Below are 26,387 nucleotides of genomic sequence, written 5' to 3'. Positions count from 1 at the left end.
TTTCCGTCTCCCTTATCACCTATAAATATTGGAACGATCAGTCATTTGAATTTTAGTAACATTGGCATGCTGCAATCCGAAAAATAAAGCGGATGCCGCCAAACAAAGGATGAACAAAACAAGGTACAGAAAAGGTGTACCCCAATATTCCACGATAATGCCGCCTGCTGCAATTCCTATTACGCCGCCCATTCCCGAGCTGACAGCCACAAAGATGGTTTGAAACGTCGCTTTCGTATTTTTTCTGGAATATGTTTCCACAACCTCAACAAAGGTACCCGCAGCAAACGCGAAGGAGATTCCATCCAGCAATTGAACACCAAGCGTGAGGTATACATTGTGGAAAAAAAACAGAATCAGACATTTAAGCGCGTAGATAACCGCGGAGAGCGAGAGCAGACGGAATCTCCCAATCGCCTGGCTTAGTTTGGAGGCCACCCAAAACATGGGGACTTCAATCAAGGCCGCCACCGCAAACGCGCTGCCCAGAAACCGCTTGTCAAAATCCATTTCCTGAAAATAAATGGGCAGAAAGGTGGAGCTGCTGACCATGGACATGACCAGGAGCAGACAGATGGCGAGATATGCCATAAAAGGCTTGTTCCCGATCACTTCAATCGCCTGCTCGAGAAAAGTAATTTTATGAGAGAAGGTCTTGGATTTCGGAAATCCGAACAACAAGGCGAAGACCAGAACACTCACCGCAAGATAATATTCAAAAATATTAGCGTATCCGTATTTTTCATACAAGAATCCTGTGCTGATTGTCCCAAGCGAGTAACTGAGAGCCCCCCACATACGTATGCTGCCAAAATTAAATCCGGCACGGTTGCCGATTTCTACTGCGATGGAATCGCTGAGCGGTCCGGCGGAAGAATGAGACCATGTAAAAAGCACTGATAATGCGATGACAGCGCTGAATTCATTCGTGTAATGAAAGCCGAGGCCGATAACCGGCGCCGTGATGACAGAAATCATGATTATTTTTCTTGGATTGCCTATACGGTCATTTATTAGTCCCATGACGGGTTGAGCGATGATGCTGACAAATGCCCATAAGGAAAGAATCATCCCAACCGCTGCAGTGCTGAACCCTTTTTCGCTGAAGTAAAGACTTGTATAAGGCACAAAGACGGACATGGAAAGATATAAGAAAAAGTAATAGGCCGCTAAAATGCTCACAGGTGAAATCTCCTAGGTCGGTTGTGTCCGCATGACATGCGGCTACCAGGCTGCAACTTCACCGTCTGCTCGCGGTTCCGTTCCACCTGCCAGCACTCCGCTATCCGGATCCCTCCAAATGATTTGACCGCGGCCGAACATGCCGGAATCCACGGCCCGTTGTACGATATGCCCTTTTCTGGCCAACGCCTGCGCCAAATAATCCGGAAATTGAGGCTCCACTTCAATAATCTTATCCTTGAGCCATCTCCATCTCGGGGCGTCCAGGCTGGCCTGTGGATTCAAGCCGAAGTCTATCGTATTTAACAGAATTTGCACATGCGCCTGCGGTTGAATGGATCCGCACATAACGCCGAAAGGTCCGACAGGAACACCGTTTTTTGTGAGAAAACCAGGAATAATCGTATGAAATGTTTTCTTGCCCGGTTCCAAAACATTCAGGTGCTCGGGATTCAAGGAGAAACCCGTGCCCCGGTTCTGCATGCAAATCCCAGTCCCGGGGATGACCACTCCCGCTCCGAAATCGCCCGCATGGCTCTGAATGAAGGAGACCATATTCCCTTCCCCATCGGCCGCTGCAAGGTACACCGTACCGCCTTTCGGGGGTTCGCCCGGCTGAGGCATGATTGCCTGATCTCCGATTAAAGCTCTTCTATTATCGGCATAGGAATCTGAAAGAAGCTCCTCAACAGAGACGTTCATTTTTCGCGGGTCAGTAATGTACTTGAGCCCGTCGACGAATGCCAGTTTTACCGCTTCAATCTGCTTGTGATAGGTATCGACCAGATCCTTGGCCGCGAAGTCAAAGCCTTTCAGGATGTTCAACGCCAGCAGTGCCACCAAACCTTGTCCGTTCGGCGGGATTTCCCATACTTCATACCCTTTATAAGCGACATGAATGGGTTCTACCCACTCGGAATAAAATGCCGCCAAATCCGCTTGCCGGAGGAATCCCCCATGTTTGCGGAAGTGCTGATCGATCTTGTCAGCCAATTCTCCCCTGTAAAACGATTCCGCCTTCGTCTCTGCGATGGACTGAAGCGTTCTGGCATGATCATGGGAACGCCATATTTCCCCGGCGGCAGGTGCTCTGCCCTTCGGAGCGAAAGTATCGAGCCACGGCTGATATATCTCATCCTGAAGACCGCTGATGTTCCTGAAGCCGTCCTCCCAATATTTCGCAATTGTCGGAGATACCGGGAAACCATGCTCCGCATAGTCAATGGCCGGCTGCAGTACTTCCGTCAGAGGAAGACGGCCGAATCGTTCGGATAATGCGGCCCAGGAGCCGGGAGTGCCGGGAACCGTCACCGGAACCATTCCATAAGTGGGGATCCGCTCCAGGCCTTCCGCCTTTACCTTTTCCACAGATATCGATGCAGGTGACGGCCCGCTCGAATTTAACCCGTGCAGCTTCCCTTCCGCCCATACAATTGCAAACGTGTCGCCCCCGATACTGTTTGAATTCGGCTCGACTACCGTCAAACAAGCAGCTGTTGCGATCGCCGCATCGATGGCATTCCCGCCCTTCTTGAGAATGTCCAATCCCGCTTGAGCAGCGAGAGGCTGGGAAGTCGCAACCATGCCTCTACTCCCGTATGTCGTCATACGTTGTGATGGATAAGGATTAAACAACGATTCAAATTTCATAACTTAGTTCTCCTTCCCTGCAGTCAGATGAGATTGTTCCGCCACTTCTTCTGCGGTCACTTCCCGGTCAAGACGGTCGGACAAATAAATGCCCTCGCTAATAAGCATGGTTTTCAGAGCGATTTCGGCAGTAGGCAGCAGTTCGACCCTCCCCTGCAGCGCCGCTGCCCAATGTTTGGAGGAGGAATCGTATGCGTCTTCATCGGGATTCAATCTATGCCGGCGCTCGCTCATATCATTGAGATCCAGTGTACTGTCGAAATCCATATCACAGATCGTCGTGTGATAACTAAGTGCTGACTTTGGTTGAATATCCGAATAAGCCGGCAGCCGGATACCACCCTGCGATCCGACGATACTGCCGCCTTCGATCCCGTCCAGATGAAGAGACCATGTTTCGATGATATCCATGGAAATCCCGCCTTCAAAACGGACGAATCCCATGCCCGATTCCTCTACATCAAAGGCGCTTTCTTCTCTGCGTTTACTGTCCATGTCCATCTCCTGATACAGCCTTCCGGAAATTCGTTTCACCTCCGGCATGCCAAGCAAATACAGCATCTGCGCGATGTGGTACACACCCATATCCAGGATAGCGCCGCCGCTTGCAAATTCCTTGCGGGTAAAAAACTTGGAGCCGTAACCGTCAACAAAAGGCCGCCCGCGCCGCCGGAAACCGGTAGATCTGGCATGATAGAGCTTTCCAAGCCTGCCCGCGTCAATCAGCGTTTTGGCCGCCTTGGTTTCGTTCCGGTACAGGGTTCCCAACTGGATATGCAGCATTTTCCCGCTTTCCCTCGCCATATCCACCATCGCCAGGCCATCCCGGTAAGTACCGGCGATAGGCTTCTCGCAATACACATGCTTCCCCGCCTGCATAGCAGCGATCGTTGCTTCCGCGTGGAGGTTGTTATGAAGACATACATCCACTGCGATCAGATCGCCTCGTTTGAGCATCTCCCTGTAGTCGGAATATACGCTGGGAATTTTGTACTGTTCAGCTACTCTGCGGGCTTCCTGCTCATTGACATCGCACACGGCAGCAATTTCGACGCCCTCAATGGACGAGTATTGCTGAATATGATGTTTTCCTATCAAACCGACGCCGATAATTCCAATTCTGATCGATTCCATAGTCACTTCCTCTCAGGCTTGAGCCTTATGATAGAATAACCTTTTCACAGCAGCCAGCATCCATTCCATTTCTGCATACTGGTTTTCCTTTGCATTGTATTCGACAGCCCAAAACCCGTTGTAGCCCGCTTGCTCCAAGGCCCGGATTGAACCGACGACGTCACTTGAAGCCACGGTTTTCGCATCGATATGCGTATGCACCACCCACGGAGCCACGATGGCATCCCCGTCGGCAAACTCGGGTTTCCAACGTTTCAAATGCAGCAAAATGCCGAAGTTGGGGCGATCCACTGCTTCAGCAATCCGTTTGAGAAGATGCGGATTCAATGCCGCGCCCATGTGATTCTCCGGGCCGACTGTGTACCCGTGTTCCGCTGCACGGTCACAATATTCACGATACCGATTCACGATATAGTCAAAATCCTGCTCGGTGATTTCATCCGTCCGGCTGCTGCAGATATCGATCCTGACGGTTTTGGCCCCCAGGATTTCGGAGGCGCGCAAATGAAGCAGCGCATTTTGATACAGCCGCTCACGCAGATCGGCGCCCTGATCGATAAGATGCACACCGTCGAGCGCGATGTTCGCTACGGTTAACCCTTTCTCGTCGATCGCCTCCCGGATTTTGCGGATTTTCTCCTCACCCGGCAATAGGACCAGTCCGCTTTCGTCCTCCGTCCCAAAAAATCCATTCCACAAGTCGACGGTATCCAGCCGATACCGGAATTTGACCGATTCGAGGTAGCCGAAAATATCCATTTTCCCCGCCTGCATCGTGTTAAAGAAAGAAAACGCTCCAACGGAAAGCTTCAACAAACGAACCACTCTCCTTATCCATGCTATATTCGTGACCGGGAGGACTGACAATCCAGTCCTCACGGCTTCCGTATTGTGATGATTAATCTTATCTTTAGAGCAGCTTACTTGCCGGCCTTCTGTTTAATTTCATCCAACAGCTTTTGAAATTTAGGATTCATCTTTTCCAGCACTGCAGCCGGATCCTCTTCCTTGTTAAAAATCGCCTGCTGTTCGTTCAGCATGAAAGAGGTAATATCTCCGTATCCGGCTATGAGATGGTTCGGCGATTCTTTGCCCTTCTCGATCGCAGCCGTATTGACTTCCTGCAGGTACTGGACATCCGTCAAATCGCTGTACTGCTTAAACCATTCTTGATAAGCGACGCTGTCCGCCGGCGGGTAGCCGGTTTGCTTGGTCATTTCCAGCTGCATCTCGGGACTTGTCATGAATTGAACCAGTTTCCATGCGGCATCCGGATTCTTCGATTTGGAAGAAACCATGAGCGGATCCGCATAGATGAACGGCGTCGATGTTCCAGCCGGTCCGGTCGGAAGCGGAAGCACTCCGAATTTAGTTTTTGTCTCTTTAAAGCCGCCCATAGCCCAGCTGCCGACCAAAGACATGGCTACTTTGCCTGTGAGGATCGGATCCCCGATTTTGCTGATGGAGTCCAAAACTGCTCCTGTCGGCATGATTTTGTCTTTAAAAATAAGATCCTGGAAAAACTTCGTCGAGTCAACTATTTTGGGATCGGTCAAGTCGGCTGTGTCCACAAATCCGGTCGCATAGCCTTTATCAAAAATATCGAGGCCCCAGTCCCAGCTGTAAGTCAATAAATGCTCGCCCATACCATACGTGAAGCCGTATATGGCGCTTGGTTTTCCGTAATCTTTACTTACGGACTTGGCCAATTCAGCGAATTTCTCCCAAGTCCATGCAGGATCTCCCGGTTTGTAGTTCTCCACCGTAACGCCGGCTTTCTCGAATATCGCTTTATTGTAGAAAATCATGCTTGAATAGATATTAAGCGGAATACCCAATTGTTTGCCGCCGACTTTATAGATATCGAGCGTGGCTTGCGAAATATTGGGATTATTGAACTGCGACATATAAGGGGTAAGATCCAGTACCATGTCGCGGACGTTATAATCGACGAAACCGCTTTGTCCCCAGTGGCTCCATACATCCGGAGGCGTCCCGCCTGCCAGCATGGTGTTCATCTTGGAGTCAAACTGCTCGTAAGGTACGCTTATAATTTCGAGATTGATATTCGGATTGGCCTCTTCGAACTTTTTCTTAATAACGTCCGGCAGAAACTTGTCACGAATCCCGTTATCCTGTGCATTAAGCAGGGTGATTGTGACCTTCTCGCCGCTGCTGGCCGTATTGCCGCCGTTGTTGCTTGTCGATTCATTTGTTCCGGCTTCAGGGCCGTTGCCCGCATTATTGTCTGTACTTGAGCTGCAGCCGCTAAGAGCCAATACGGCCAGCATGCAGGAAACGATGGATACGCCTAACCACTTTCTCACCATGTGTAACCCTCCCATAATAGTTTGATAGTGAACAGCTGTGATGACCGCTAATCTCGACCGGCATCAGCTCCCTTCAGGGCGGCCCTCCTATTTCAATCCGGAGACCACAATCCCTTTCACGAAGTATTTCTGTGCCAGAAAGAAGATGATGATTGGAGGCAAAACGGCCATCAGCGCGGCAGCCATCAGCAAATGCCAAGGCACGATGTTGTACATGCTCGTAAAAGAAGACAATGCGATTGAAACCGTGTATTTGGAGTCGGTGTTGAGATAGATCAGCGGACCCAGGTAATCATTCCACCGCCACATAAAGCCGAAGATTGCGGCGCTTGCCAAAGCGGGACTGCATAATGGCAGCGCGATATTCCAGAAGGTGCGCAGCTCGCTGCAGCCGTCAAGTCTTGCCGCTTCGAACAAATCTACGGGAACCGAATTGAAGAATTGTCTAAGCAGGAAGATAATGTAGGCCGAGCCGAGAAAGGATGGAACATTTAACGGCAGGTAGCTGTCGATCCAGCCCAGATTTTTAAACAGTACGAATTGTGGAATCATAGTTACGGGGTATGGGATCATCATGGTGGCTAAAAGAATAAGGAACATGACATTGCGGCCGTGTCCGCGGTATCGTGAGAATCCGTAGGCCACAATAGCGGAAGAGAAGACTTCTCCGAATGTTCCGACAATTGCGTACATACCGGTATTGTAAAAATATTGACCGAACGGCCTGGCATTGAACGCTTCAATGAAATTGTGCCAAACCATCGGACTTGGTATCCACTTGGGAGGAAACAAAAAGACATCCTGCTGCGTTTTGAGTGCGGTGCTTAACATAATATAGAGCGGTATTATCATCAAAGCTGACAGAATAATCAGAATACTGAAAGCAAAAATTTTGACGGCCAGCTCTCCTGAAGATATGGAACTGCTTCGAGGGGCGGTTTGTTGTTTCAGCTGGGTTGACAAAGACAATTTATTCCCCTCCTTCATAATGAACCCAACGCTTGGACATCTTCATCATCAGCCAGGTCAGAATCCCCACGACGATGAACAGCACCCACGCCATCGCCGAAGCGTAACCGAGGTTAAACGATCTGAATGTTTGTTGGTATAAATAGTACACATAGAAGTACGAGGCATAGTTCGGGCCGCCCTTGGTCATGACATCCGCCTGGACGAACACCTGGAAAGAGCCAATGATACCGGTAATCAGAAGGAACAACGTAACAGGAGAAATCATCGGAATCGTAATATGTACCATTTGTTTGAAGCGGGACGCCCCGTCAATCTGGGACGCTTCGTATAAATTAGCAGGGACGCTCTTGAGGCCGGCCAGATAGATCACCACATTGTTGCCCAGTGTCCATAACGACATCATGATCAAGGAAGGGATGACCCAATTCTCGTCCGCCAGCCATTGGGGGCCGACCGAGCCGGTTATCTTGTAGTACAGTACGTTAACCACTCCGAAATCAGGATCCAGCAGCCAGACCCATAACAAGGAAAGCACGACGCCGGAGACGACGGAGGGGAGATAAATAATGGTGCTGAATATGCGCTGTCCCGGTATACGGACGTTCAACAGCATGGCCAGCAGCAGAGAAACCGCCAATCCGACCGGAACGCCCACCAAGGTGTAATACAAGGTGACACCCGAGGATTTCCAGAATAGTTCGTTGTGAAACAGGTTGGCGTAGTTTTGGAAACCGATGAAGACGGGATCGTGGGCGATATCGTAGCGCGTAAAACTATAGTAGCCGGATAATAGGATCGGTCCTCCCGTAAACAGGATGAGTCCGATGATCCATGGAGAAATGAAGAGGTAGAAGTATTTCGTTTCACGGAAGTCCGCTTTTTGCCATAGACGCTTGCCCGTCATATTGGGTCTCCTTTCCTTTCAATCGTTAGTAACCTCCGAAATATATAATTCTACCAGCGTACTGAAGGGAGCTGCCTCAAAACAATAGATATCACGCAACACTTTCTTTGATCGTGTTCACAGGCGGCGTCTATAATTCCGCATGCCTGCTTCCGCATTCATTGCGAGAAGCTCCTCACCTCCTGGTTGATCGATCGCATGTACGTACAGAATGGCTGAAAACCTTTTTTTCATTATATGTGTTACTACCTTTTATGTAAATATAAAAATCATAGTGATGATTACGTTCGATTGTAAATTTGTTACTTCAAGATTCTTTATTTAAATTGGGGAAGGTATTCCCTGTTTGCTTCGATGATCTCGTCCAGCAATTGTTTAGCCAGCTTCGCGCTGCCGACCAGCGGATGGATGGTCAATGCCTGCAAACCGGCCAAATAGTCTCCTTCTGCTGCCGCTTTCACGGTAAGTTCCTCGTAGGCTTTCACAATCTGAAGCAGTCCTCTGATCTGCGGTGAGACCGGCGTGTCGATTTGAATCGGATGCGCTCCCTGGGAATCGATGACGCAATTGATCTCCACGGATACGTCCTTTGGCAAAAAAGGCAGGATGCCATTGTTGCGAACATTCACCGTTTGAATATCCTTCGTATCGTTGAAGATGGACTTTATCAGGTTGACGGCCGCTTCGGAATAGTAGGCACCTCCGCGCTGTTCCAGTTGAGGAGGCTTGATTGAGAGTTTTGGATCTTTATACAATTCGAACAGCTCGGCTTCAACTCGTTTCACTTCGTCCGAGCGAGTCGTTCCTTTCTCCAGAAACTTCTTGTTCATATCTTCAAACAATCGGTCTTTCATATAATAATAACGATGATAGCTGCATGGCAGGGCTCCTACAGATTGCAGAAACTCCGCATCCCACCCGAAATCAGGTATATTCTTCATCGTCAATCCGCTCGCGCCGGCCGCTTTATTCAATACATCGGCTGTAATGTCGACACCGTCCACCACGATGCGGGTACTCCAGTTCAAATGATTGATGCCTACCATTTCAATACTGACTTTGGACACATCCACGTCGCATAGCTTGGCGATTTGCATTCTGGTGCCGATCGGGAGATTGCACAGACCCATCGTACGGATTTTGGAATACTTCAGTACGGCTTCCGTGACAATGCCCGCCGGATTCGTAAAGTTAATCATATAAGCGTCCGGAGCCAGTTCTTCCATATCTTTGGCGATGTCCAGAATGACTGGAATCGTGCGAAGGGCTTTGGCGAATCCGCCTGCTCCCGTCGTTTCTTGACCGATCAATCCGTACTTCAAAGGAATTTTCTCATCCCGGGAACGGGCGTCCAGCATACCGATGCGCATTTGGGAAGTGACGAAGTCCGCACCCTCAATCGCCTCCCGGCGATCAAACGTGGTATGAAGATTAATCGGCAGACCGGCTTTTTCGATCATCCTTCTGGCAAGGCTCCCCACCGTCTCCAGCTTACTTCGTCCCGCCTCGATATCTACCAAATACAAATCCCGGACAGGGAGAACGCTGTGATTATTGATGAAGCCTTCGATCAATTCCGGTGTGTAAGAAGACCCGCCACCCATAACCGCCACTTTCAACTGATCTTTTTTCACAATTTTGAAACCTCCATCTAGTAAATTGGTAAATCGTCGTACGGATTACATAATCGGTAGGCCATGGAAGCATTTTTCCTTTAATACTTCTGATAATTTGTTATTACATCCACAAACAAATTATAAATTCATAATAACAAATAGTCAATATAAAATATTCGTCTTTGATTGCAATATAGCTTGAAAGAGGGAAGATCGTGCAGAAAATCTCTATTGAATGGTGTTTATTGAGAATATCTCTCTCAAAAAGGGGAACCCTAAATTGTAATCTATCGAGATTCAGGAATATATGTTATTATGATTACGTTTTCAAACAAATTTGTACTTAACGACATAACTTTTACGATTACTTTGCGTCTATTGAGGAGTATCCCATGGTAAAATAATTATAAAATTTATTGCCTAAAGGAAAGCTGAGGAGCATCGACTATGTCAACAAATAAAAACATTGCGTTATATGTAATCGTGAAACAGAAACTGCGGGAGGCCATTAAAGAGGGCCTTTATCAGGAACAGCTGCCGACGGAAGATGAATTGTGCAAAATATATAATGTTAGCCGAACTACGATCCGTCAGGCGCTCCAGCAGCTGGAACTAGAAGGCCGCATCAATAAGATACAGGGTAAGGGGACGTTTATTTCGACATCCAAATCGGGCATCGTTCATCATATGATTGCTCCAATCGTCAGCTTCTCCGATCATATGCAGGAGCTGGGCCGTCGCTCGGAAACCAGAATTTTGGAGGCAACGGTTGTACCCGCCGGTCCACCGTTTCAACAGCATCTTGAAATTCCGGAACTGTCGCCTGTCACGAAGCTTGTGCGGCTGCGCTTGGCGGATGATCAGCCAGTAGCTTACGAGATCACCTATCTGCCCTGGTCCCTTGCTCCAGGCCTTTCGAACGAGAAGCAAATCGGATCGCTATTTAAGCTGCTGCAGGAAAAATACGGCCACCGAATCGACCGTTCTCTCGATACGCTGGAGCCGGTTATCGCGGACGATGAAGTTGCACAGCTGCTCAATATTGATCCAGGGTCCCCCTCCATTCACATCCAAACCGTTTCTTACCTGCAAGATAATACGCCTATCGAATACAGCGAAAGCATTTTTCGCACCAATGTATCCCGCTTTATCATTGAACGCAGATACGACCAAATGTAAAAAAGGAGCCGCAGGGCTCCCAAGGCTATGCATAAATCTTTTATCCCGCAATAAAAGGGCTGCTCTTTGTAGTAGATTTATAGATTTATCTACTCTGGTGCAGCCCTTCTGTATTCTGTATAAAGAAGGTAAGAGCCGGTTGAAGCGTTCAACCGGCTCTTACCTATGCATATCAATTAGTAACACCGATCCATATCTAACGGAAGCCGTCAAACAGCCCGTCCGCATTGCGGACGGGCTGTTTGACGCTGATTAACTCCTGATTCACGATTCGTTTAATCGTTGACCATGACCATCTTGATCGCAGAGCCGCGATCATCGCGCAGCTCCTTCATCGAATCCGCGAACCGTTCGAGCCCGAACGTATGCGTGACCAGCGCATCGCCATCTACCACGCCTGACCTCAGCAGCTCGATGCATTTCGGGAAGAATAGCGCGGGGGTGGCATGCGAAGCCCGCAGCTGCAGTTTCTTGAAATGAAACTCGTTCGCGTCGAACGTGATATTCGCGCCGGCACCGAATTCAATACCGATAAAGCCAATCACGCCGCCCGTCCGCGCCGCCTTGAAAGCCGACGTCATGTCCGTGCCGCAAATGCCGCATGCTTTCACGCGAATCAATACCTCGTCGTCGCCAATCTCCTCCAGCTCGCCTTCGCGAAGCTCAAAGTCAAAAGGCGCTTTGACATACCACGCTTTCGTTTTCAAGCAATTGCCATGGCAGCTTCCAATATTCTGAAGTTTATTTCTCAAGTTTGTGAGGATTATTCGACATATCGGCCTAATCTATATTTCCTTATGGAATATCACAATTGGAAGGCTGCCTTTGCTGATGGTTATTACATTATGAACATTTACTAAAACCGCAAACACTGCAGGTTTTGCAGCCTTCAATATTTATCAGTGAAGCCGAACCGCAGGACGGACATAAATCCGTTGAGCTGGAGCCGGCTGTGCTGTAAGGCTTGCTGCCATAAGCAGCCGCCTGTGGGACAACGGGCAGCTCCGCAGCTGTTGACCTCTGCGGAACAACCGCTTTAACCGATGCCGCCTGCTCATACACAACCTCCGGCTCTTTATTCTCAATATGCATTTCTAACGCCTTCGCTACCGCATCTGCAATTGACTCCACCCTGTTCACACCGAAGCCTATGGCACCTGTTCCGCCGATTCCTTTGAGATGCTTGATCAGCAGCATGACCTTATTCCCGTGATCTCCGTAACGCAGAAACAGCGAGCACACGCGGCCCAGCGCCTCTGCCATCGCAGACACATCGGAGCCGGCCTTGCCGACATTGAGGAAGATCTCGCCTGGAGATTCGTTGATATCATTGATGGTGATATAAGCCATACCAAAGGGTGTATTCATCTTATACGTCGCACCGCTTAGCACCTGCGGCCGTCTCTTATATTCCTTATCGAACACCTGCGGTTCCAGCGACTGAGGCAATGCAGCATTCAGATTCCCTGCAGCAGTGACGGTATCCGTCTCTCCGTTAATAAGCTGCTGCTGCCCAGAAGCCGTTTCTGCAGAGTCTGCCTGTGTGGTTTCTTCTATGGTATCAGTTACAGCCTTCTCAAGAGCACTCTGGTCCGCTTCATCCTTCTTCGTGCTCAGCACCTGCACGTCCCGGCTGCCGTCCCGATAGATCGTAACGCCTTTACAGCCGAGCTCAAAAGCAAGCTCATACAGCTTCTTCGTATCCTCAACTGTAAAATCATTCGGACAGTTGGCTGTCTTCGAGATCGAGCTGTCCACCCACCGCTGGATCGCTGCCTGCACCCGGATATGATCCTCAGCCGATAGGCTCATAGAGGTCACATAATATTCCGGCAGCTCCTCGCCCGGATTCGCATCCTTCCATTCTTGAGCAACCGGTACATACTGTTTATCGAAACCAAGCCTGCTCTGCCGGTAATATTCGAAAGCAAAATACGGCTCAATTCCCGTCGATGTACCCACCATCGTGCCTGTGCTTCCCGTCGGCGCCTGGGTAATCACCGTCACATTGCGCATCCCGCGCTTCGTAACTGCATCACCAATCTCCGGATAGGCGCTGATTAAATTCTTCATGAAGCCGCTCTGCACATATTTATCCGCCTCGAATGCCGGAAATGAGCCCTTCTCTGCAGCAATCTCTGTGGATGCCAAATAGGCTTCTCTAGCCATGAAACCGTAGAGTTTATCCAGAAACATAAGCGATTCCGGGCTGCCATAGCGGATTTCAAGCTTGATCATCAGCTCTGCGAGCCCCATCGTGCCAAGTCCGATACGGCGCTCCTTCTTCTGATTACGTTCATTTTCTTCAAAATGATACGGCGTCGCATCAATGACATTATCAAGGAAACGAACCGACCACCTTGTCACTTTACCAAGTTGATCCCAATCAACATCCTGTTTCGCCGCGTCATAGAATTTCGATAAATTCACCGCAGACAGGTTGCAGACTCCCCATGCAGGTAGCCCTTGTTCGCCGCAGGGATTCGTCGAGATGATCGGGTTGAAATACCAGCTGTTGGACATTTCATTGTAATATTCCATGAATACGACGCCAGGCTCAGCAGATTTCCAGGCTGACTCCATAATCGAATGCCAGACTTCACGCGCTGGAACGGTTTTGTACAGCATCACCTTTTTGCCCGCACGACGCCATTTCTCGAGATCTCCGTCCCATTGTTCATCATAGGAAGGATCCTTCGTATCCGGGAATACGAGATCCCAGTCCAAGTCCTCCTTCACCGCTCGCATGAAATCATTGCTGACACAAACCGACAGGTTCGCATTCGTTACCTGCCCCATCGTTTGCTTCACCGTGATGAAATCCAGGACATCCGGATGCCAATCATTCATCATCAGCATTAATGCGCCGCGCCTCGAACCGCCTTGTTCAATTAATCCTGTCGTATAGCTGAATAAGCCGCCCCAAGAGACTGCCCCGCTCGATGAGCCGTTAACACCTGCAACGATTGCCCGCCGGGGACGCAGAGAAGATAAGTTAATCCCGACTCCGCCGCCCCTTGCCATGATCTCGGTCATTTCTGTCAGCGTATTCATAATCCCGCCGCGGCTGTCCTCAGGGGATGGGATTACATAACAGTTAAATAACGTAAGCTCTTCACTTGCACCCGCTCCTGCCGCAATTCGGCCGCCAGGAACAAGCTTCCAATCCTCCAGAATGTATCGGAACCGCTCCTGCCAGAGCTTGCGCTTATCAGCACCGTCTTCAACGGACGAAACCGCCTTGGCCAGCCGATCCCACATTTCCTCCGGTGTCTTCTCTATCGTCAGCGTCAGCTTCTCTATGGATGAATCAATCGTATCGCCGCTGCGAAGCTTGATTCGAACTTTGTTTCCTTCACGAGCCAGCACTTCGCCGACTTCCTTAGAGGGAAATTTCGGATCATCCTTCGTAAGAACAAGCACCACATCACCAACGGATGTCTCGTTCGAATTTGCATTCTTCCAGGCGTAACGGTCCAGAAAAATCTTTTCACTTAAACCTTCCAGTCGTCCTGCACGTTCTGTTTCCATCCCTGTTTCTCCTCCATTTCGCTTCAAAGAGTACGGGTTATGCGATGTCCAATACATGCATATGCACAATATATGGTATGTACCTAAGATTATACCACACTATATATTGATATGAATCCGATTTAAAGTTCAAATTGGACAATCTTTGCTGCTGGAGCACCTCCGGGCTTCTATTCTCTTCATCAAGCGCAGTTTCTACCACAATTTTCACTGTAAACATTCTACTTTCATTTTTCCGCGCTGCATGTCTTATGAATTAGGTCTTCCAAGGTCATACTAGGAACATTCAAACCATTCTCTCCCTTGGAAAGGAGTTCCTCCAATTTTGCAACCGACGATCGATCCATCTCAAGGAGAAAATCCAACCGGCAGAGCTCCCACAGGGCGCATGCTTCATCCTAATGCAATGCTTCATTTTGACCGTACATGGTTTCAAAATTTAGAGGAACGTGTCAATCGAAACGGTCCTTGGGATGACTGGACCATGTATCAGCTCGCGATAGAAGCCGAGCAAACGAAGCTCGTTACCAGTTTCGATGATCTTCAATGCTTACGCAGCTTACCTTCCTTTGAACCTATGCCGCATCAAATCAGCACCGCCCGCAAGGTGTTGCATGAAATGAGCGGCCGCGCGATTCTAGCGGACGAAGTCGGGCTTGGCAAAACCATTGAAGCCGGGCTCGTGCTCAAAGAATATCTGGTCCGCGGGCTCGTGCGCCGCGTTCTCATTCTCGTGCCCGCTTCCCTGGTTCTGCAGTGGGTGCGTGAATTGAATCAGAAATTCGGCATCTCCGCTATCGCTCAGCGCAAGGAGCATACGTGGCAGCATGAGGTTGTCGTAGCTTCCATGGATACAGCCAAGCGCGATCCGCACCGGGAAATTCTATTGAATCAAGATTACGATATGCTCATCATCGATGAAGCGCATAAACTAAAAAACAAAAAAACGACGAATTATCAATTCGTGAATCTGCTGCGCAAGAAATACTGTTTGCTCTTAACCGCAACGCCTGTACAGAATGACATGGATGAGCTCTTTAATCTCATCACCCTGCTTAAGCCCGGACAGCTCGGCGGCCAAAGCGAATTCTCTTCGAATTTCGTAGTCGATAAGCGCGTTCCGAAGAACGAGGGCCAGCTTCACGAGAAGCTCTCCACCGTAATGATCAGAAATCGCCGGGGTGACGGCGGCATCCAGTTTACCAAGCGGATTGTCAAGAATATACCGCTCTCTCTTTCGGCTGAAGAGCAGGCTCTCTATGATGCGGTTACGAAGTTTGTAAAAGAGCGGTTCGACGAGAGCGAAGGCGATTTCACCAGCATGCTTTCACTTGTCACTCTTCAAAGAGAAGTTTGCAGCAGCCGTGATGCGGTGTTTCTGACACTTGTGAACATGTTCAAGAAAACCTCGGAGGACTCTCCGCTCCGTGCGAAAATTTGGGACCTGGTCGAGGTCATTCGAGGCATTCAAACGAATACCAAAGCAGAGAAAACCCTTGAGCTGATTCGCGAGATGAATGACAAGGTAATAATTTTTACGGAATATCGGGCGACTCAGGAATATCTGCTCCAATATTTCCGCGCCAATAATTTAGTCGCAGTACCGTATCGCGGAGGCATGAACCGCGGGAAGAAAGACTGGATGATGGATTTGTTCCGCGGCAGAGCGCAGGTGCTTATTGCCACGGAAGCCGGAGGCGAGGGCATCAATCTCCAATTCTGTCATCACATGATCAATTTCGATCTTCCTTGGAATCCAATGCGCGTCGAACAGCGCATCGGCAGGGTGCACCGGCTTGGTCAAACCAATGATGTGCGAATTTACAATCTATGCACCTTAAATACCATTGAAGAGCATATCGTCGGCCTGCTCCATGAGAAAATCAATCTGTTCGAGCTCGTTATCGGCGAGCTGGACCATATTCTCGAACGGTTCGAGAAGAAAGAAACGCTGGAGCAGCGGCTGGCACGTGTCATGCTGGAGACGGGCGGCAATACAGAGAAGCTGCGCGAGCAAATGGACAATCTCGGAAATTCTTTAACCCAAATTCGGCATGAGGTAGAAGCCGATGAGGTCCCTATGGAGATGGGAGCAATCCATATCATGCTGGATGCGGTAGGACAGACTGTGGAGGTGAGGCCATGAACGAGAAACAGGTTCATAAGTTCGTTCAGCGATATTTGGAAACGACGGGCTGTCATATTATGGAGAAGTCACCCGCACATTTTCAAGTCAAATTATCGCCGCAGGCAGATCGGGATTTAACTAACAGGCCCTATTATTGGAGCTTCGTGGACCGTACCGGCACTGAGCCGGAAACCATGTCCATGCTGTTCGTGACAGATAAGAGCAAATATGATCAATCCGTTGCCGCTGCTGCAGCAGTGAAGACTCCAGCTCCTGCTGCAGCCCAGCCCGGACAGCAGGCGCCGACCGGTATAGCGGCGGCAGCCGATGCAGCCATTGGCCGGACATTCGGCTACTTGAACAGCTCACTGAATGCAGCAGGTGTCCGCATCAACCGGGAGGATCTTCATTATGGATCCCGGCGGCTTGACCAGCTGTTTGAATCGGCTAAATCCAGCGGGAGCTATGTCTGCCTCTTTCAGGAGCCGGATAAGCGCAGCGCGCACCCGCTTCAGTCTACCGCTTACAGCGCTTGGCTCGGCGTTAATCTGAAGGTGGAATTCGCCTGCGATATGAAACGCGAGGAGATCCATTCCTTTGGCATTTCACTGGCGACAGGTCAATGCGTGGAGAAATTCCACGATCAGCTGCTGCAGCATAAAATGACACCGAAGCTGCCGCCGAACGTTCATACCGCGAAGAATGCGCTAACCTTGAACAAGGCCGCGTCGATCGCTGAACAAACGCTCGAGCGCAAACTGCGGACCTATGATTACAAATGGGCAGAGGAAGCTGCGGCTAGATTGGATATTGAGCTGTCAACCATCGGCCACTATTATGAGCCGTTATTGGAATCGGCGGAAGAAGAAAATCGTCAGACGCTGACAGAACAATTCGAAAGGCGTCAAGAAGAAATCAAATGGCAGTACGAGCCCAGGGTGACGGTATCTGCTATAAATTGCGGTGTCTTTTACCTTCAGGGTATTGGCTGACGATAATGCGACAAAGATTGGCTGTACCCGTCATTACTTCGCAGGAATATGGCAAAAATAGAACGGGGCTTGTCCGCATTCGCGCGACAGGTTCCAACAGCCTTTTCGATTGCTGGCGGGGTACAATGACGATAAATCCAAAAACTTATGGAAAAAGGTGAGCACCTATGCGTAAATGGTTCCCGTTATATGCAGCCTTGATCATATTAATGGCAAGCAGCCAAGTGTCGGCAGCGGCGCAGACAACGATTAATCAGCCCGGACAGGAGCAGTCCAGACTTGAGCAGCAGGTTCAGGCTTGGACGAATATACTGGCCGCTGAGCCTCAATTTAAGTCCTGGAAGATAGCTTCTACGACTATCGCCCCTATTGGACCTGGCATGCATGGCTGGCTTGTAACCTTTCAATTGAACCGAAAGCCGGTTGGTTATATGATTGTGAACGCAACTCAGGACGGCGGCTTCGCGCTGAGTGAATACGGAGTTGGCGATCATCCCGCCTATGATCCCAATACCCTTTATAAATCCATGATCAGGCAAGGTTATTACACATCGTATGCGGACGCAATAAAAAAGCCGCTTCAGATTGAACGTTTATACGTTCATCCGCTGCTGGCTGTGTGGAAATGGATTGCTCCTGACGGACAAGCCGTCTATATGGATGCGTGGAGCGGTGAATCGCTCCCCATCGATGATCAAATTTGGTCCAAGCAGGCCAAGTTATCAGCTATCTCAACTCAAGCAGAGCCAATAAATGCGCCCGCACTTTCGCAGCTTTCTTCCTCGCGGACCAATGTTACCTTTGATCCTTACGAGCGGATGCCTTGGCTGACCAAGTCCCCGCTCTCAATGGAACAGGTAAGTAAGCTGCCGGACCTCCTTAACCACAAGACTGAAATTCGTTTTACTGCAGAGCTGTATGATGCCTCAGTTCTATTCGTCTATCCGACGATAGGCTATCATGTTTGGAACGGAAAATTCGTTTATGCTGCCTTCGATCAAGAAGGAACACGTTATGTGTCCCTAAGCTCGATTCAAAGCAAAGGCCGTTTTTATAAATAATACTTTCTACTTGTTCATTACTCCATTAAACTGTTATCCCGAATATCTGTGCGGATCAGTTCCGGATTGCGCTCGCTTTTGCCGCGCCACCATAAGACTAATCCGAATGCACCGACACCGAACCATCTCGTCAGCCAAGGCTCCCTCTGGGCTTTGGCTGTTTCCCGTTTGCCCTTTCTCACTTCCTGCGGTGTTTCCATATACGCGACCAGCTTCTCGGTCATATATTTGATGTATTCATCATTCTCTTTCTTCGCCATTAAGGATTCATCTCCCCGTTATTAGTCCTTGCTATAAGTGTCCCCTTTAATCCTTTTGTTCAAACATGAATGAGTTTCCTTGGTTCGTGCCACGCTAACGATAGCATTCTTGGTATTGGAGGGCATACATCAGCATGAAATTCCACATAAAATCAAATCGGTGCCTAATGACGATTTCAGCGGCTGCACTCATGTTGACAGTTTCTCTTGCTGCATTCGGATTTGCTCCGTTCATTCATGCAGCTCCAGCAGATCACAATGAACCTTCTGTCCATAAGCAGCACGCCACCTATGATCAGGATCAGTCCATCCTTCTGCCTCCCCAATATCAGCGGGCCCTGCCTACAGCTGAGGTTCTGATCGATGTTGGTCATGGCGGCATTGACGGCGGCGCGCATCATGAGAATCTGCTGGAGAAGGACATTAATCTGGCCGTATCCAAAAAGCTTTACACAAAGCTGCGGGCCAGCGGAATCCGCACCATCCTAAACCGAAATGGAGATTATGCGCTAAGCGACGACAACCGCTGGCATAGAAGCCATTCCAGGCATCAGCGTGATCTGTCGCAGCGCAGCCAGCTCACTAAGGAAATTCAGACGCAAATCGTCGTCAGCCTGCATGTAAATTGGGCGGCGGACAGCACAGCAAGAGGCCCTCTCGTGCTTCATCAGAATGAAGGGGAGAGCGCCTTTCTCGCCTTTTGCATTCAGGATACGCTGAACCGCGGACAAAGAACGCGCCAAATGCCCCGAATCGGCAAACCGTTCTACCTGCTCAACGTCGTTAAGCAGCCTGCCGTCATTGTAGAGATGGGTTACATCAGCCATGCCGGAGACCGCCAGATGCTTACCGATCCCCGTGAACAAGCCAAAATTGCCGATGCTATTGCCTCAGGGGTGAGGAATTATATCCTTCTCCGCTGAGGGAATAAGCATCTCCGACAATCGTACGAAACTGGTATTTTGCAGCATCCGCGGGATGGAATCCTTTAAAACTGCCGCTGTTTTCTTTCCCGGAGGACCAACATGACCGATGACGACACAAGTTTCATGCGAATCCAGGTGCCGCTTGGCTACACCTACTTGCTTGGTGATATGCTCCATCGTATAGACATCGTCAAGGAATATTTCATTGGACAACAGCGGAACGCCAAGCTCTGCGCTCAGCTTAGGAATGACCGTCTTGAATGTGGTCCGGCTGTCCAGAAAGAACATGCCATGCGCTCTAACTACGGACAACACGATCCGCATCACGCGCTCATCAGCCGTTACTTTCGAACCCATATGATTATTCATGCCGATTGCGTAAGGCACTTCCTGGATTGCAGCCTCCACACGGCTGCGGATTTCTTCATCGCTAAGATTCGTCATAATAGCACCCGGTCCCAGCCATTCCGGCTTCCCGCGGTTCGGCTCCATCGGCATATGGATGATCACATCATGTCCAAGCTTATGCGCCAGCTCCGCATCCTGCTTCGTTGTCGGCATGAACGGCATGACAGCAGCAGTAATGTGGATCGGAAGCTGCATCATCTCAGAGGTTCCGGTCATGGAATTGCCAAAGTCATCAATAACGACCGCCAGCTGTTTACTAGGTGCTTTGGAGCCCGGATCTTGTCCATGGCCTGCAGCTCCACGATTCAGCTCGGTACCCCACGTACTGCTTGGCCATAGCCCTGCCGTCATTAATACTGCCATTCCAATCTGAAGCATTCGCTTCATAGCTGCTCGCCTTCTCTCTAAATGAGTTACCCTCATTGTTTGTGAGCAGCCGTCAAAATATGTAGACCATAAAAAAAGAAGAAGGACATTCCTCCTTCTTCTTCTTCCTCTTCATTAAACTTCGTACACAGTTGCACTCAGGTTAATTGGACCGATAACGGTTGCAGCTGCTCCAGCAGTCAATTTTTCAATATACAACGAGTAACCATGAGCACCAGGCGCAGCATTGATATCAATGACTTGAAGCGTTGTCAAATAAAATTGCTCGAAGCTAGATTCGAACCCTTCACGTGCATAGTAAATTTCTTGGTTGTCGCGGAATACACGGAACAGAACACTTCCTGTACCTAATGTTCCTTTCCAGCCGACAGTCGCTTTTAATTCTACACGATTATTGTTTGCAGCTTCTGGAAGTATGAAGATGCCAAGCTCTGCCAAAATGACTTTAGCAGGGGTTTGAGGTACTACGATAGCTACAGCATCTGTCACCACTGCAGGCACACTTACATTGTAATTCAATACTTTTGTCATAATTCGATTCAACTCCTTTCCTACCGAATACTGCATTCTATGAAAATAGCAATGCTTCGGTGTGGACGAGTTAACCGAATTATATGATTTCACTGAAATTAGAAACGAAAGAAGATGCTAGTTAGTCAGAACTCTGTTTAAAGCGTGGCATAGCAGCAGAATCATTTGATCAATTTCATCCTTCGTTACAACTAGAGGCGGCATTAAACGGATTGTGTTCGGGTTTGGCGAATTGATCAGCAGCCCTTCCTTCAAGCATTCAGCAACCAGCTCGGCCCCTTTATCCGACGGAAGGTCAAATGCAAGCAGCAGTCCCTTGCCGCGGATACGGCTTAATTGGAAGATCGGCGATATTTGGTGCAGCCTCTCTTGTATATATTCTCCTTGGATCTCTGCGTGCAGGGGCAGATTGCGCTGAATCACTTCATTCACAACAGCTAATCCAACCGCCATCGCCAGCGGCTGACCCGAATATGTCCCTCCTTGATCCCCCGCATCAAAGATATCAAAAGTTTCCGTTGTCAGCATAGCCGCCAGCGGAAACCCGCCCCCGATCCCCTTGCCTAATGTCATTACATCCGCTAGAATGCCATAATGCTCATAGGCGAACATCTTTCCCGTTCTTCCGATTCCTGTTTGGATCTCATCGATTATTAGCATAAGTCCGTGATCGTCGCAGGCTTTGCGCACCAGCTTCAGGTAATCTGCATCGACGGAATGAACGCCGCCCTCCCCCTGCACTAGCTCCAGCATAACGGCACAAGTGTTTTCATTTATCGCATGGTTAAGCGCCTCTGCATCATTAATTGGGACATGCTTAAAACCAGAAACTTTCGGTTCAAACAGCAGCTGCCACTGTTTTTTTCCAGTCGCCGACATTGCAGCGAGTGTACGCCCATGGAAGCCGTTGACTAACGTTATGATTTCATAAGCGCTGCCAAGATTTTTTGATCCGTGTTTTCTGGCCAGTTTTATGGCACTTTCATTGGCTTCGGCACCGCTTGAAGTAAAGAAAACTTTATCAAAGCAGGTAATTTCCGTCAGCAGACGCGCAAACTCCACCATCGGTTTATTGTAAAATGACGGGCTGGAATTCACCAGCCGGGCAGCCTGCTCATTCAAGGCTTCGCTGATGACTGCAGGAGAATGTCCTAATGCATTCACCGCCCATCCCCCAATAAAATCGAGATAGGCTTTGCCTTCAGTATCCCATACGTAAAGCCCGGATCCCCGCTCCATTATAATATCCGGACGTATGGCCGTATGCAGCGTTGACTTCTTCGCTTGTATGAGCAAGTCAGAAGTTGCCAGGGTTGATAGTTGACCGTGCAAACTCATTCCATCACCTCATGCATTAATATATATTCATATATCTGTATTTTTATACATTACATGAATCAAAAGAAATTTTCAATCTTTATCTGATTATTGTTCGCCAGGATTCGTCTCAGATAACAGGCTTGAATCGGTTGACGGAGATCTGCCCTTTCATATAGACGAAGATCCCGGCTCAAGAACCGGGATCTTCGTCTTTTGTTATGTCTTCGCTAGTTTAACGATATCTTTGCTCTCCAGGATGTTATCCTTATAACCCCCGGTAACCGTATGTATCATCGCGAGACCAAGTTCTTTCAGGGTAATAACATGTTTGGGCAGAAGAACCTTCAGCATGGGATACATCCAAGATAAAGCTTTATAATAACGGTGGGTGTTACTGAGCCCCGGTGTTGGGTGAATATAGCCCGGACGGAACATATAGGCTCTTTTGAAAGGAAGCTGCAATAACTCGTTTTCTGTCCTTCCCTTCACGCGCGCCCACATGCTTTTCCCCTTCTCCGTGCTGTCTGTTCCGCTCCCGGATACATAACAGAACACCATGTCAGGATTCAACTCTGCGAGCAGGTTTGCCATATGCATCGTTAGATCATATGTCAACCGCGCATAATCCGCTTCCTTCATCCCAACAGATGAAACGCCCAAACAGAAAAAACAGGCATTGTAAGAAGTTAATTGAGAGGCAATCGCAGATAAATCAAAGAAATCCGGCTGCAATATTTCTATTAATTTCGGATGTGACACTCCGCATGGCTTCCGGTTGATGACTAAGACCTGCTCGACATCCGAATGGCTGAGACATTCATGCAGGACACCTTCACCAACCATGCCGGTCGCACCTGTAATAATTACTCTGATAAGAGGTTTTGATACATTCGACTGCAGCGTCAATTATTCTCCTACTTCCCCTAATGAGATCGTAACGGTATGAAGGGACAAGCCCCTCTTAAGCCTAGCTTTTACCATCAGCTACAGCTGCTTTTTAAGGTAAAAGGGGTCTATAGTACCGGTATTCTGATTCTTTTGATTCATTTTTCGTATTTACTGTAAAAAAGGCGGAAAATGTCGATTATAACTTCAGCAGGATTTACTAACTTGGGAGGCTATGATTATGGAGTTTATTGTTGAGAAACGGATTGCATTAACAGGAAAGGAAAACGGCAATCAATGGAATGGGAAGTCACACAAGATGACGGTACCATGGATTGTGACGGCAATCGTATTCAGCATACTAAGTGCCGTATCGTATATGTACATATTCAATCGAACAGATCAAACCTTACATCAGGCATCGAATACGGTTAATGTCAAGACTGATTTCAATGCCAAGGGTGACGGCCTTCATGATGACACCCAGGCCATTCAAGCAGCGTTAAATGATGTAGATAAAGGCGGTACCGTCATCATTCCTCCAGGCGTTTATAAAGTGAGTAAGAATATGGCGAATAAAGTCAGCACCGGGTACGGTACCAGTTACTCTGCTTTTAAAATTACCAAACCCGCCACAATTATTATGCAAGGCGCTGTCTTCCAGACACAAACGAAAGATCAATACGGCGTTTTCTGGATCTATAAGACATCAAATGTCTCTCTGAAAGGCGGCTCTTTAAAAGGGGATACACTTCCTGCAGATGGAATATATACGTCAAGAGTGGGCGTATTAATTCAAGAATGCGATCACTGTTCCATAGATGGAATGTATCTCAAAAACTTTTCGCAGGGAATCAATATTTATAAATCGCAGTTTAGTACCCTACGAAATGTGACTTCGGAGTTCAACAAAGGCTCGGGTATCATTAATTTTCTATCCAGCAATTCGCTGATCGATTCCTGTACGATAAGAAATTCCGGTGATGGGCATTTATCGCTTTATGGCGGAGGAAAGAATAATACGGTGACCAATTGTACGATTATTGAAAATCGGACTGAGGAATCGGGTCAACAGGGCATTACGTTGGAAAAAGAAAAAAACAGCACCATTAATAATAATACAATTACAGGCTTTTATTACGGAATTGATATTAAAAATGGCTCGGATTCATGTACGATTGACAATAACAACGCCTATAACAATCAATTTAATATTGCCATTCGACCTGGAGATCCGGGGAGAAACGGTCAATTAACCAGCAACAATATAAGAATTATTAATAACACGGTCATTAAGCCTCGCAATCAAGCCGGAACTGGCGGAATTCTTATTAAAATCGGAAGCGGTCATCTTGTTCAAGGCAACACGATTGAAGAAGGAGGACTCCTAATGACAGGAGGCGTTTCGATTAAGAGCAATCTTGAATTCAATAATAATAAGTTTATTGATAATCTATTTGTTAAAAAAAGCGACTCCTAGATAAACCCCAGCCTTATTACAACTGCAGAAGGAGTCTCTCCTTCTGCAGTTCTCCATCTTGCTCAGATTATCAATCTGCAATTTCCACTGCAACGCCTGTGTCCATACATGCCTGATACAGTATCTGTTCCGGCAATCTGTCTGTCACCATTCTCTGCACGCCTGATAACGAAGCGAAGGAGACGAGCACCTTTGCTCCAAATTTGGTATGATCCAGTACGATCGTGGTTTCAGCGGACTGCCTTATAGCGATCTGTTTGATTTCTGCTTCATAGATATTGGAGTTGCTGAATCCATGTTCGATATTAACACCCGTTGCGCCAAGAAAAACATGGTCAAAAGCCATTCCCGCCAAGGTTTGGGCCGCGACAGGCCCTACCAAAGAATGTGTGGCCTCCAGCAGCATGCCGCCTGTCATCATGGTTGGAATTTGTTTGGCAGCCAGCTCTGCCGCTACGTTCAGAGCGTTGGTTACGACGGTAATCTTCATCCCCGGGGACAGGAACCTCGCTACCTGCAGGGTCGTCGTTCCTCCGTCAATAAATACGGAGTCTCCGGGTTGTATAAACGCGGCGGCCTTCCGGCCAATCCTCATCTTCTCTTCCATCAAAATGACAGAACGTTCCTTCAGCGCGACATCCTGCCCTACGAAGATTGCACCTCCAAATGTACGCTTGATTGAACCCGCTTCTTCAAGCTTCTCCAAATCGCGCCGAATCGTCATCTCCGTCACCGGAAAGGACTCTCTCAAGTCTGCGATCCGAACTTCTCCATCCGAAGCGATGCGGTCTAACATTTGCTGTTGTCTTGAATTCAGTTGAATATGGACATTACGTCTCATTCCTTGCGGCCTCCCGGCAGTAACTTGCACATAATCCCTCTATTATCGCTCGAATGCTTGGCTGTGATCAACACCAATGTCGCTGCCAGCCGATATACAACGAGGCTTACTCGTTTTCCTTATCCTCAATGATGATTGGGATCCGCACGATTGCCTTATCCGTAAAGATATCCAGCTCATCCCGGCTAGTGCTGGAGAATTCGGATACTACAGCCCCTTCCAGTCCTCCCTGAAACCAGTGCTTGGTGCCAGGCGGGATGGTATACTGCTCACCCGGATTCAAAATAATCTCGTGATACACCGTATAGCTGTCTTTGCTCTGAACGGGGGCCACCGCCTGGATTTGGTTAGTCGCTTCACCTTCAACGTAAAGATACACACTGCCCCAGCGGCAGCGGAACGTTTCCATTTTGCCAGGCTCTCCGTTTACAGAGGGATGAAGATGCTCCGGACAGGTTTGTCCCGGAAATAGAACAAGTTCCTTAGCGCAGTAACGATCCGTATTAACATAGGTAATCAGTTCAAGTCCTTGCTCTTCCAAATTCCCCAGTCCAAATCCCGCTACCTCAATACTGCTTTGTTCTTCGGCCGTTAGTACGATGCCTGCGCGGGCGAACAGCTCCAACGTCCGCTCCTGTGCCTGCTTTACCTCGCTTCGCAATAGCATTCA

Annotated in this window: 23 protein-coding genes; 6 read left to right on the top strand and 17 right to left on the bottom strand. The window is 48.6% G+C overall.

Translation table 11 applies throughout. The features are described 5' to 3' along the window. Nucleotides 1-15 precede the first annotated feature (15 nt). The 8 genes from ACFPYJ_RS15310 to ACFPYJ_RS15275 all read right to left on the bottom strand — a co-directional run bounded on the left by ACFPYJ_RS15310 (nt 16) and on the right by ACFPYJ_RS15275 (nt 9,806). Nucleotides 16-1,182, bottom strand: coding sequence for an MFS transporter (locus tag ACFPYJ_RS15310; protein ID WP_379189019.1), 1,167 nt, complete (start codon nt 1,180-1,182; stop codon nt 16-18). A 42-nt stretch (nt 1,183-1,224) separates the two neighbouring features. Beyond that, a complete protein-coding gene (locus ACFPYJ_RS15305) occupies nt 1,225-2,832 on the bottom strand; it encodes a gamma-glutamyltransferase family protein (RefSeq protein ID WP_379189018.1) in 1,608 nt (535 codons plus the stop codon). A 3-nt stretch (nt 2,833-2,835) separates the two neighbouring features. Continuing rightward, on the bottom strand, nt 2,836-3,966 hold the full coding sequence (locus tag ACFPYJ_RS15300; RefSeq protein WP_379189017.1) for a Gfo/Idh/MocA family protein: 1,131 nt from the start codon (nt 3,964-3,966) through the stop codon (nt 2,836-2,838). A gap of 12 nt (nt 3,967-3,978) precedes the next feature. Then, nucleotides 3,979-4,782, bottom strand: coding sequence for a sugar phosphate isomerase/epimerase family protein (locus ACFPYJ_RS15295; RefSeq protein WP_379189016.1), 804 nt, complete (start codon nt 4,780-4,782; stop codon nt 3,979-3,981). 104 nt (nt 4,783-4,886) lie between these two features. Further along, nucleotides 4,887-6,296 (bottom strand): ABC transporter substrate-binding protein, encoded by a 1,410-nt coding sequence (locus tag ACFPYJ_RS15290; RefSeq protein WP_379189015.1) that lies wholly within the window; start codon nt 6,294-6,296, stop codon nt 4,887-4,889. Nucleotides 6,297-6,383: 87 nt separating this feature from the next. Next, nucleotides 6,384-7,265, bottom strand: a complete 882-nt coding sequence (locus tag ACFPYJ_RS15285; protein ID WP_379189014.1) for a carbohydrate ABC transporter permease — start codon at nt 7,263-7,265, stop codon at nt 6,384-6,386. Nucleotide 7,266: 1 nt separating this feature from the next. Further along, the gene (locus ACFPYJ_RS15280; protein WP_379189013.1) at nt 7,267-8,172 is read right to left on the bottom strand and encodes a carbohydrate ABC transporter permease; all 906 of its coding nucleotides are present in this window, start codon (nt 8,170-8,172) and stop codon (nt 7,267-7,269) included. Nucleotides 8,173-8,489: 317 nt separating this feature from the next. After that, on the bottom strand, nt 8,490-9,806 hold the full coding sequence (locus tag ACFPYJ_RS15275; RefSeq protein ID WP_465263359.1) for a 6-phospho-beta-glucosidase: 1,317 nt from the start codon (nt 9,804-9,806) through the stop codon (nt 8,490-8,492). A 429-nt stretch (nt 9,807-10,235) separates the two neighbouring features. Here ACFPYJ_RS15275 and ACFPYJ_RS15270 point away from each other — a divergent pair, with 429 nt between their 5' ends. After that, the gene (locus ACFPYJ_RS15270; RefSeq protein ID WP_379189012.1) at nt 10,236-10,967 is read left to right on the top strand and encodes a GntR family transcriptional regulator; all 732 of its coding nucleotides are present in this window, start codon (nt 10,236-10,238) and stop codon (nt 10,965-10,967) included. Between the two features lie 275 nt (nt 10,968-11,242). Here ACFPYJ_RS15270 and ACFPYJ_RS15265 read toward each other — a convergent pair whose 3' ends face one another. Both ACFPYJ_RS15265 and ACFPYJ_RS15260 read right to left on the bottom strand, forming a co-directional pair. Next, complete coding sequence (locus tag ACFPYJ_RS15265) at nt 11,243-11,719, bottom strand: hypothetical protein (protein WP_379189011.1); 477 nt, start codon at nt 11,717-11,719, stop codon at nt 11,243-11,245. Between the two features lie 91 nt (nt 11,720-11,810). Further along, the gene (locus ACFPYJ_RS15260; protein WP_379189010.1) at nt 11,811-14,498 is read right to left on the bottom strand and encodes an adenosylcobalamin-dependent ribonucleoside-diphosphate reductase; all 2,688 of its coding nucleotides are present in this window, start codon (nt 14,496-14,498) and stop codon (nt 11,811-11,813) included. 388 nt (nt 14,499-14,886) lie between these two features. Between ACFPYJ_RS15260 and ACFPYJ_RS15255 the strand changes: the two genes are divergently transcribed. The 3 genes from ACFPYJ_RS15255 to ACFPYJ_RS15245 all read left to right on the top strand — a co-directional run bounded on the left by ACFPYJ_RS15255 (nt 14,887) and on the right by ACFPYJ_RS15245 (nt 18,679). Beyond that, nucleotides 14,887-16,644: a DEAD/DEAH box helicase gene (locus ACFPYJ_RS15255; protein WP_379189042.1), complete on the top strand. Its 1,758-nt coding sequence runs from the start codon at nt 14,887-14,889 to the stop codon at nt 16,642-16,644. Continuing rightward, nucleotides 16,641-17,618: a YqhG family protein gene (locus ACFPYJ_RS15250; protein WP_379189009.1), complete on the top strand. Its 978-nt coding sequence runs from the start codon at nt 16,641-16,643 to the stop codon at nt 17,616-17,618. Before ACFPYJ_RS15255 ends, ACFPYJ_RS15250 begins: the two co-directional genes overlap by 4 nt. Nucleotides 17,619-17,785: 167 nt before the next feature. Next, a complete protein-coding gene (locus tag ACFPYJ_RS15245; protein ID WP_379189008.1) occupies nt 17,786-18,679 on the top strand; it encodes a hypothetical protein in 894 nt (297 codons plus the stop codon). Nucleotides 18,680-18,696: 17 nt separating this feature from the next. On the opposite strand, the gene ACFPYJ_RS15240 is transcribed toward ACFPYJ_RS15245, so the two are convergent. Then, entirely contained in the window at nt 18,697-18,939 is a 243-nt protein-coding gene (locus ACFPYJ_RS15240) for a YqzE family protein (RefSeq protein ID WP_379189007.1), read from the bottom strand. Between the two features lie 134 nt (nt 18,940-19,073). Here ACFPYJ_RS15240 and ACFPYJ_RS15235 point away from each other — a divergent pair, with 134 nt between their 5' ends. Further along, entirely contained in the window at nt 19,074-19,862 is a 789-nt protein-coding gene (locus ACFPYJ_RS15235; RefSeq protein ID WP_379189006.1) for an N-acetylmuramoyl-L-alanine amidase family protein, read from the top strand. Here ACFPYJ_RS15235 and ACFPYJ_RS15230 read toward each other — a convergent pair. The 4 genes from ACFPYJ_RS15230 to ACFPYJ_RS15215 form a co-directional block, all read right to left on the bottom strand. Then, complete coding sequence (locus ACFPYJ_RS15230; RefSeq protein ID WP_379189004.1) at nt 19,830-20,660, bottom strand: divergent polysaccharide deacetylase family protein; 831 nt, start codon at nt 20,658-20,660, stop codon at nt 19,830-19,832. The two genes, ACFPYJ_RS15235 and ACFPYJ_RS15230, sit on opposite strands and share 33 nt — an antisense overlap. Nucleotides 20,661-20,774: 114 nt before the next feature. Beyond that, nucleotides 20,775-21,191 (bottom strand): exosporium protein C, encoded by a 417-nt coding sequence (locus ACFPYJ_RS15225; RefSeq protein ID WP_379189002.1) that lies wholly within the window; start codon nt 21,189-21,191, stop codon nt 20,775-20,777. Nucleotides 21,192-21,308: 117 nt separating this feature from the next. Further along, nucleotides 21,309-22,529: an aspartate aminotransferase family protein gene (locus ACFPYJ_RS15220; protein ID WP_379189001.1), complete on the bottom strand. Its 1,221-nt coding sequence runs from the start codon at nt 22,527-22,529 to the stop codon at nt 21,309-21,311. 198 nt (nt 22,530-22,727) lie between these two features. Then, nucleotides 22,728-23,411: an NAD-dependent epimerase/dehydratase family protein gene (locus tag ACFPYJ_RS15215; protein ID WP_379189041.1), complete on the bottom strand. Its 684-nt coding sequence runs from the start codon at nt 23,409-23,411 to the stop codon at nt 22,728-22,730. A 226-nt stretch (nt 23,412-23,637) separates the two neighbouring features. Here ACFPYJ_RS15215 and ACFPYJ_RS15210 point away from each other — a divergent pair, with 226 nt between their 5' ends. After that, nucleotides 23,638-24,876, top strand: a complete 1,239-nt coding sequence (locus ACFPYJ_RS15210) for a right-handed parallel beta-helix repeat-containing protein (protein WP_379189000.1) — start codon at nt 23,638-23,640, stop codon at nt 24,874-24,876. A 70-nt stretch (nt 24,877-24,946) separates the two neighbouring features. On the opposite strand, the gene ACFPYJ_RS15205 is transcribed toward ACFPYJ_RS15210, so the two are convergent. After that, on the bottom strand, nt 24,947-25,717 hold the full coding sequence (locus ACFPYJ_RS15205) for a DeoR/GlpR family DNA-binding transcription regulator (protein WP_379188999.1): 771 nt from the start codon (nt 25,715-25,717) through the stop codon (nt 24,947-24,949). A 106-nt stretch (nt 25,718-25,823) separates the two neighbouring features. Beyond that, a complete protein-coding gene (locus ACFPYJ_RS15200) occupies nt 25,824-26,384 on the bottom strand; it encodes a D-lyxose/D-mannose family sugar isomerase (RefSeq protein ID WP_379188998.1) in 561 nt (186 codons plus the stop codon). Nucleotides 26,385-26,387 lie beyond the last annotated feature (3 nt).

It is taken from the genome of Paenibacillus solisilvae (assembly GCF_042656405.1).
Classification (GTDB): Bacteria; Bacillota; Bacilli; order Paenibacillales; family Paenibacillaceae; genus Paenibacillus_Z; species Paenibacillus_Z solisilvae.
The sequence above is the reverse complement of the archived record's forward strand: the minus strand, read 5'-3'. Positions and strand labels throughout refer to the sequence as shown.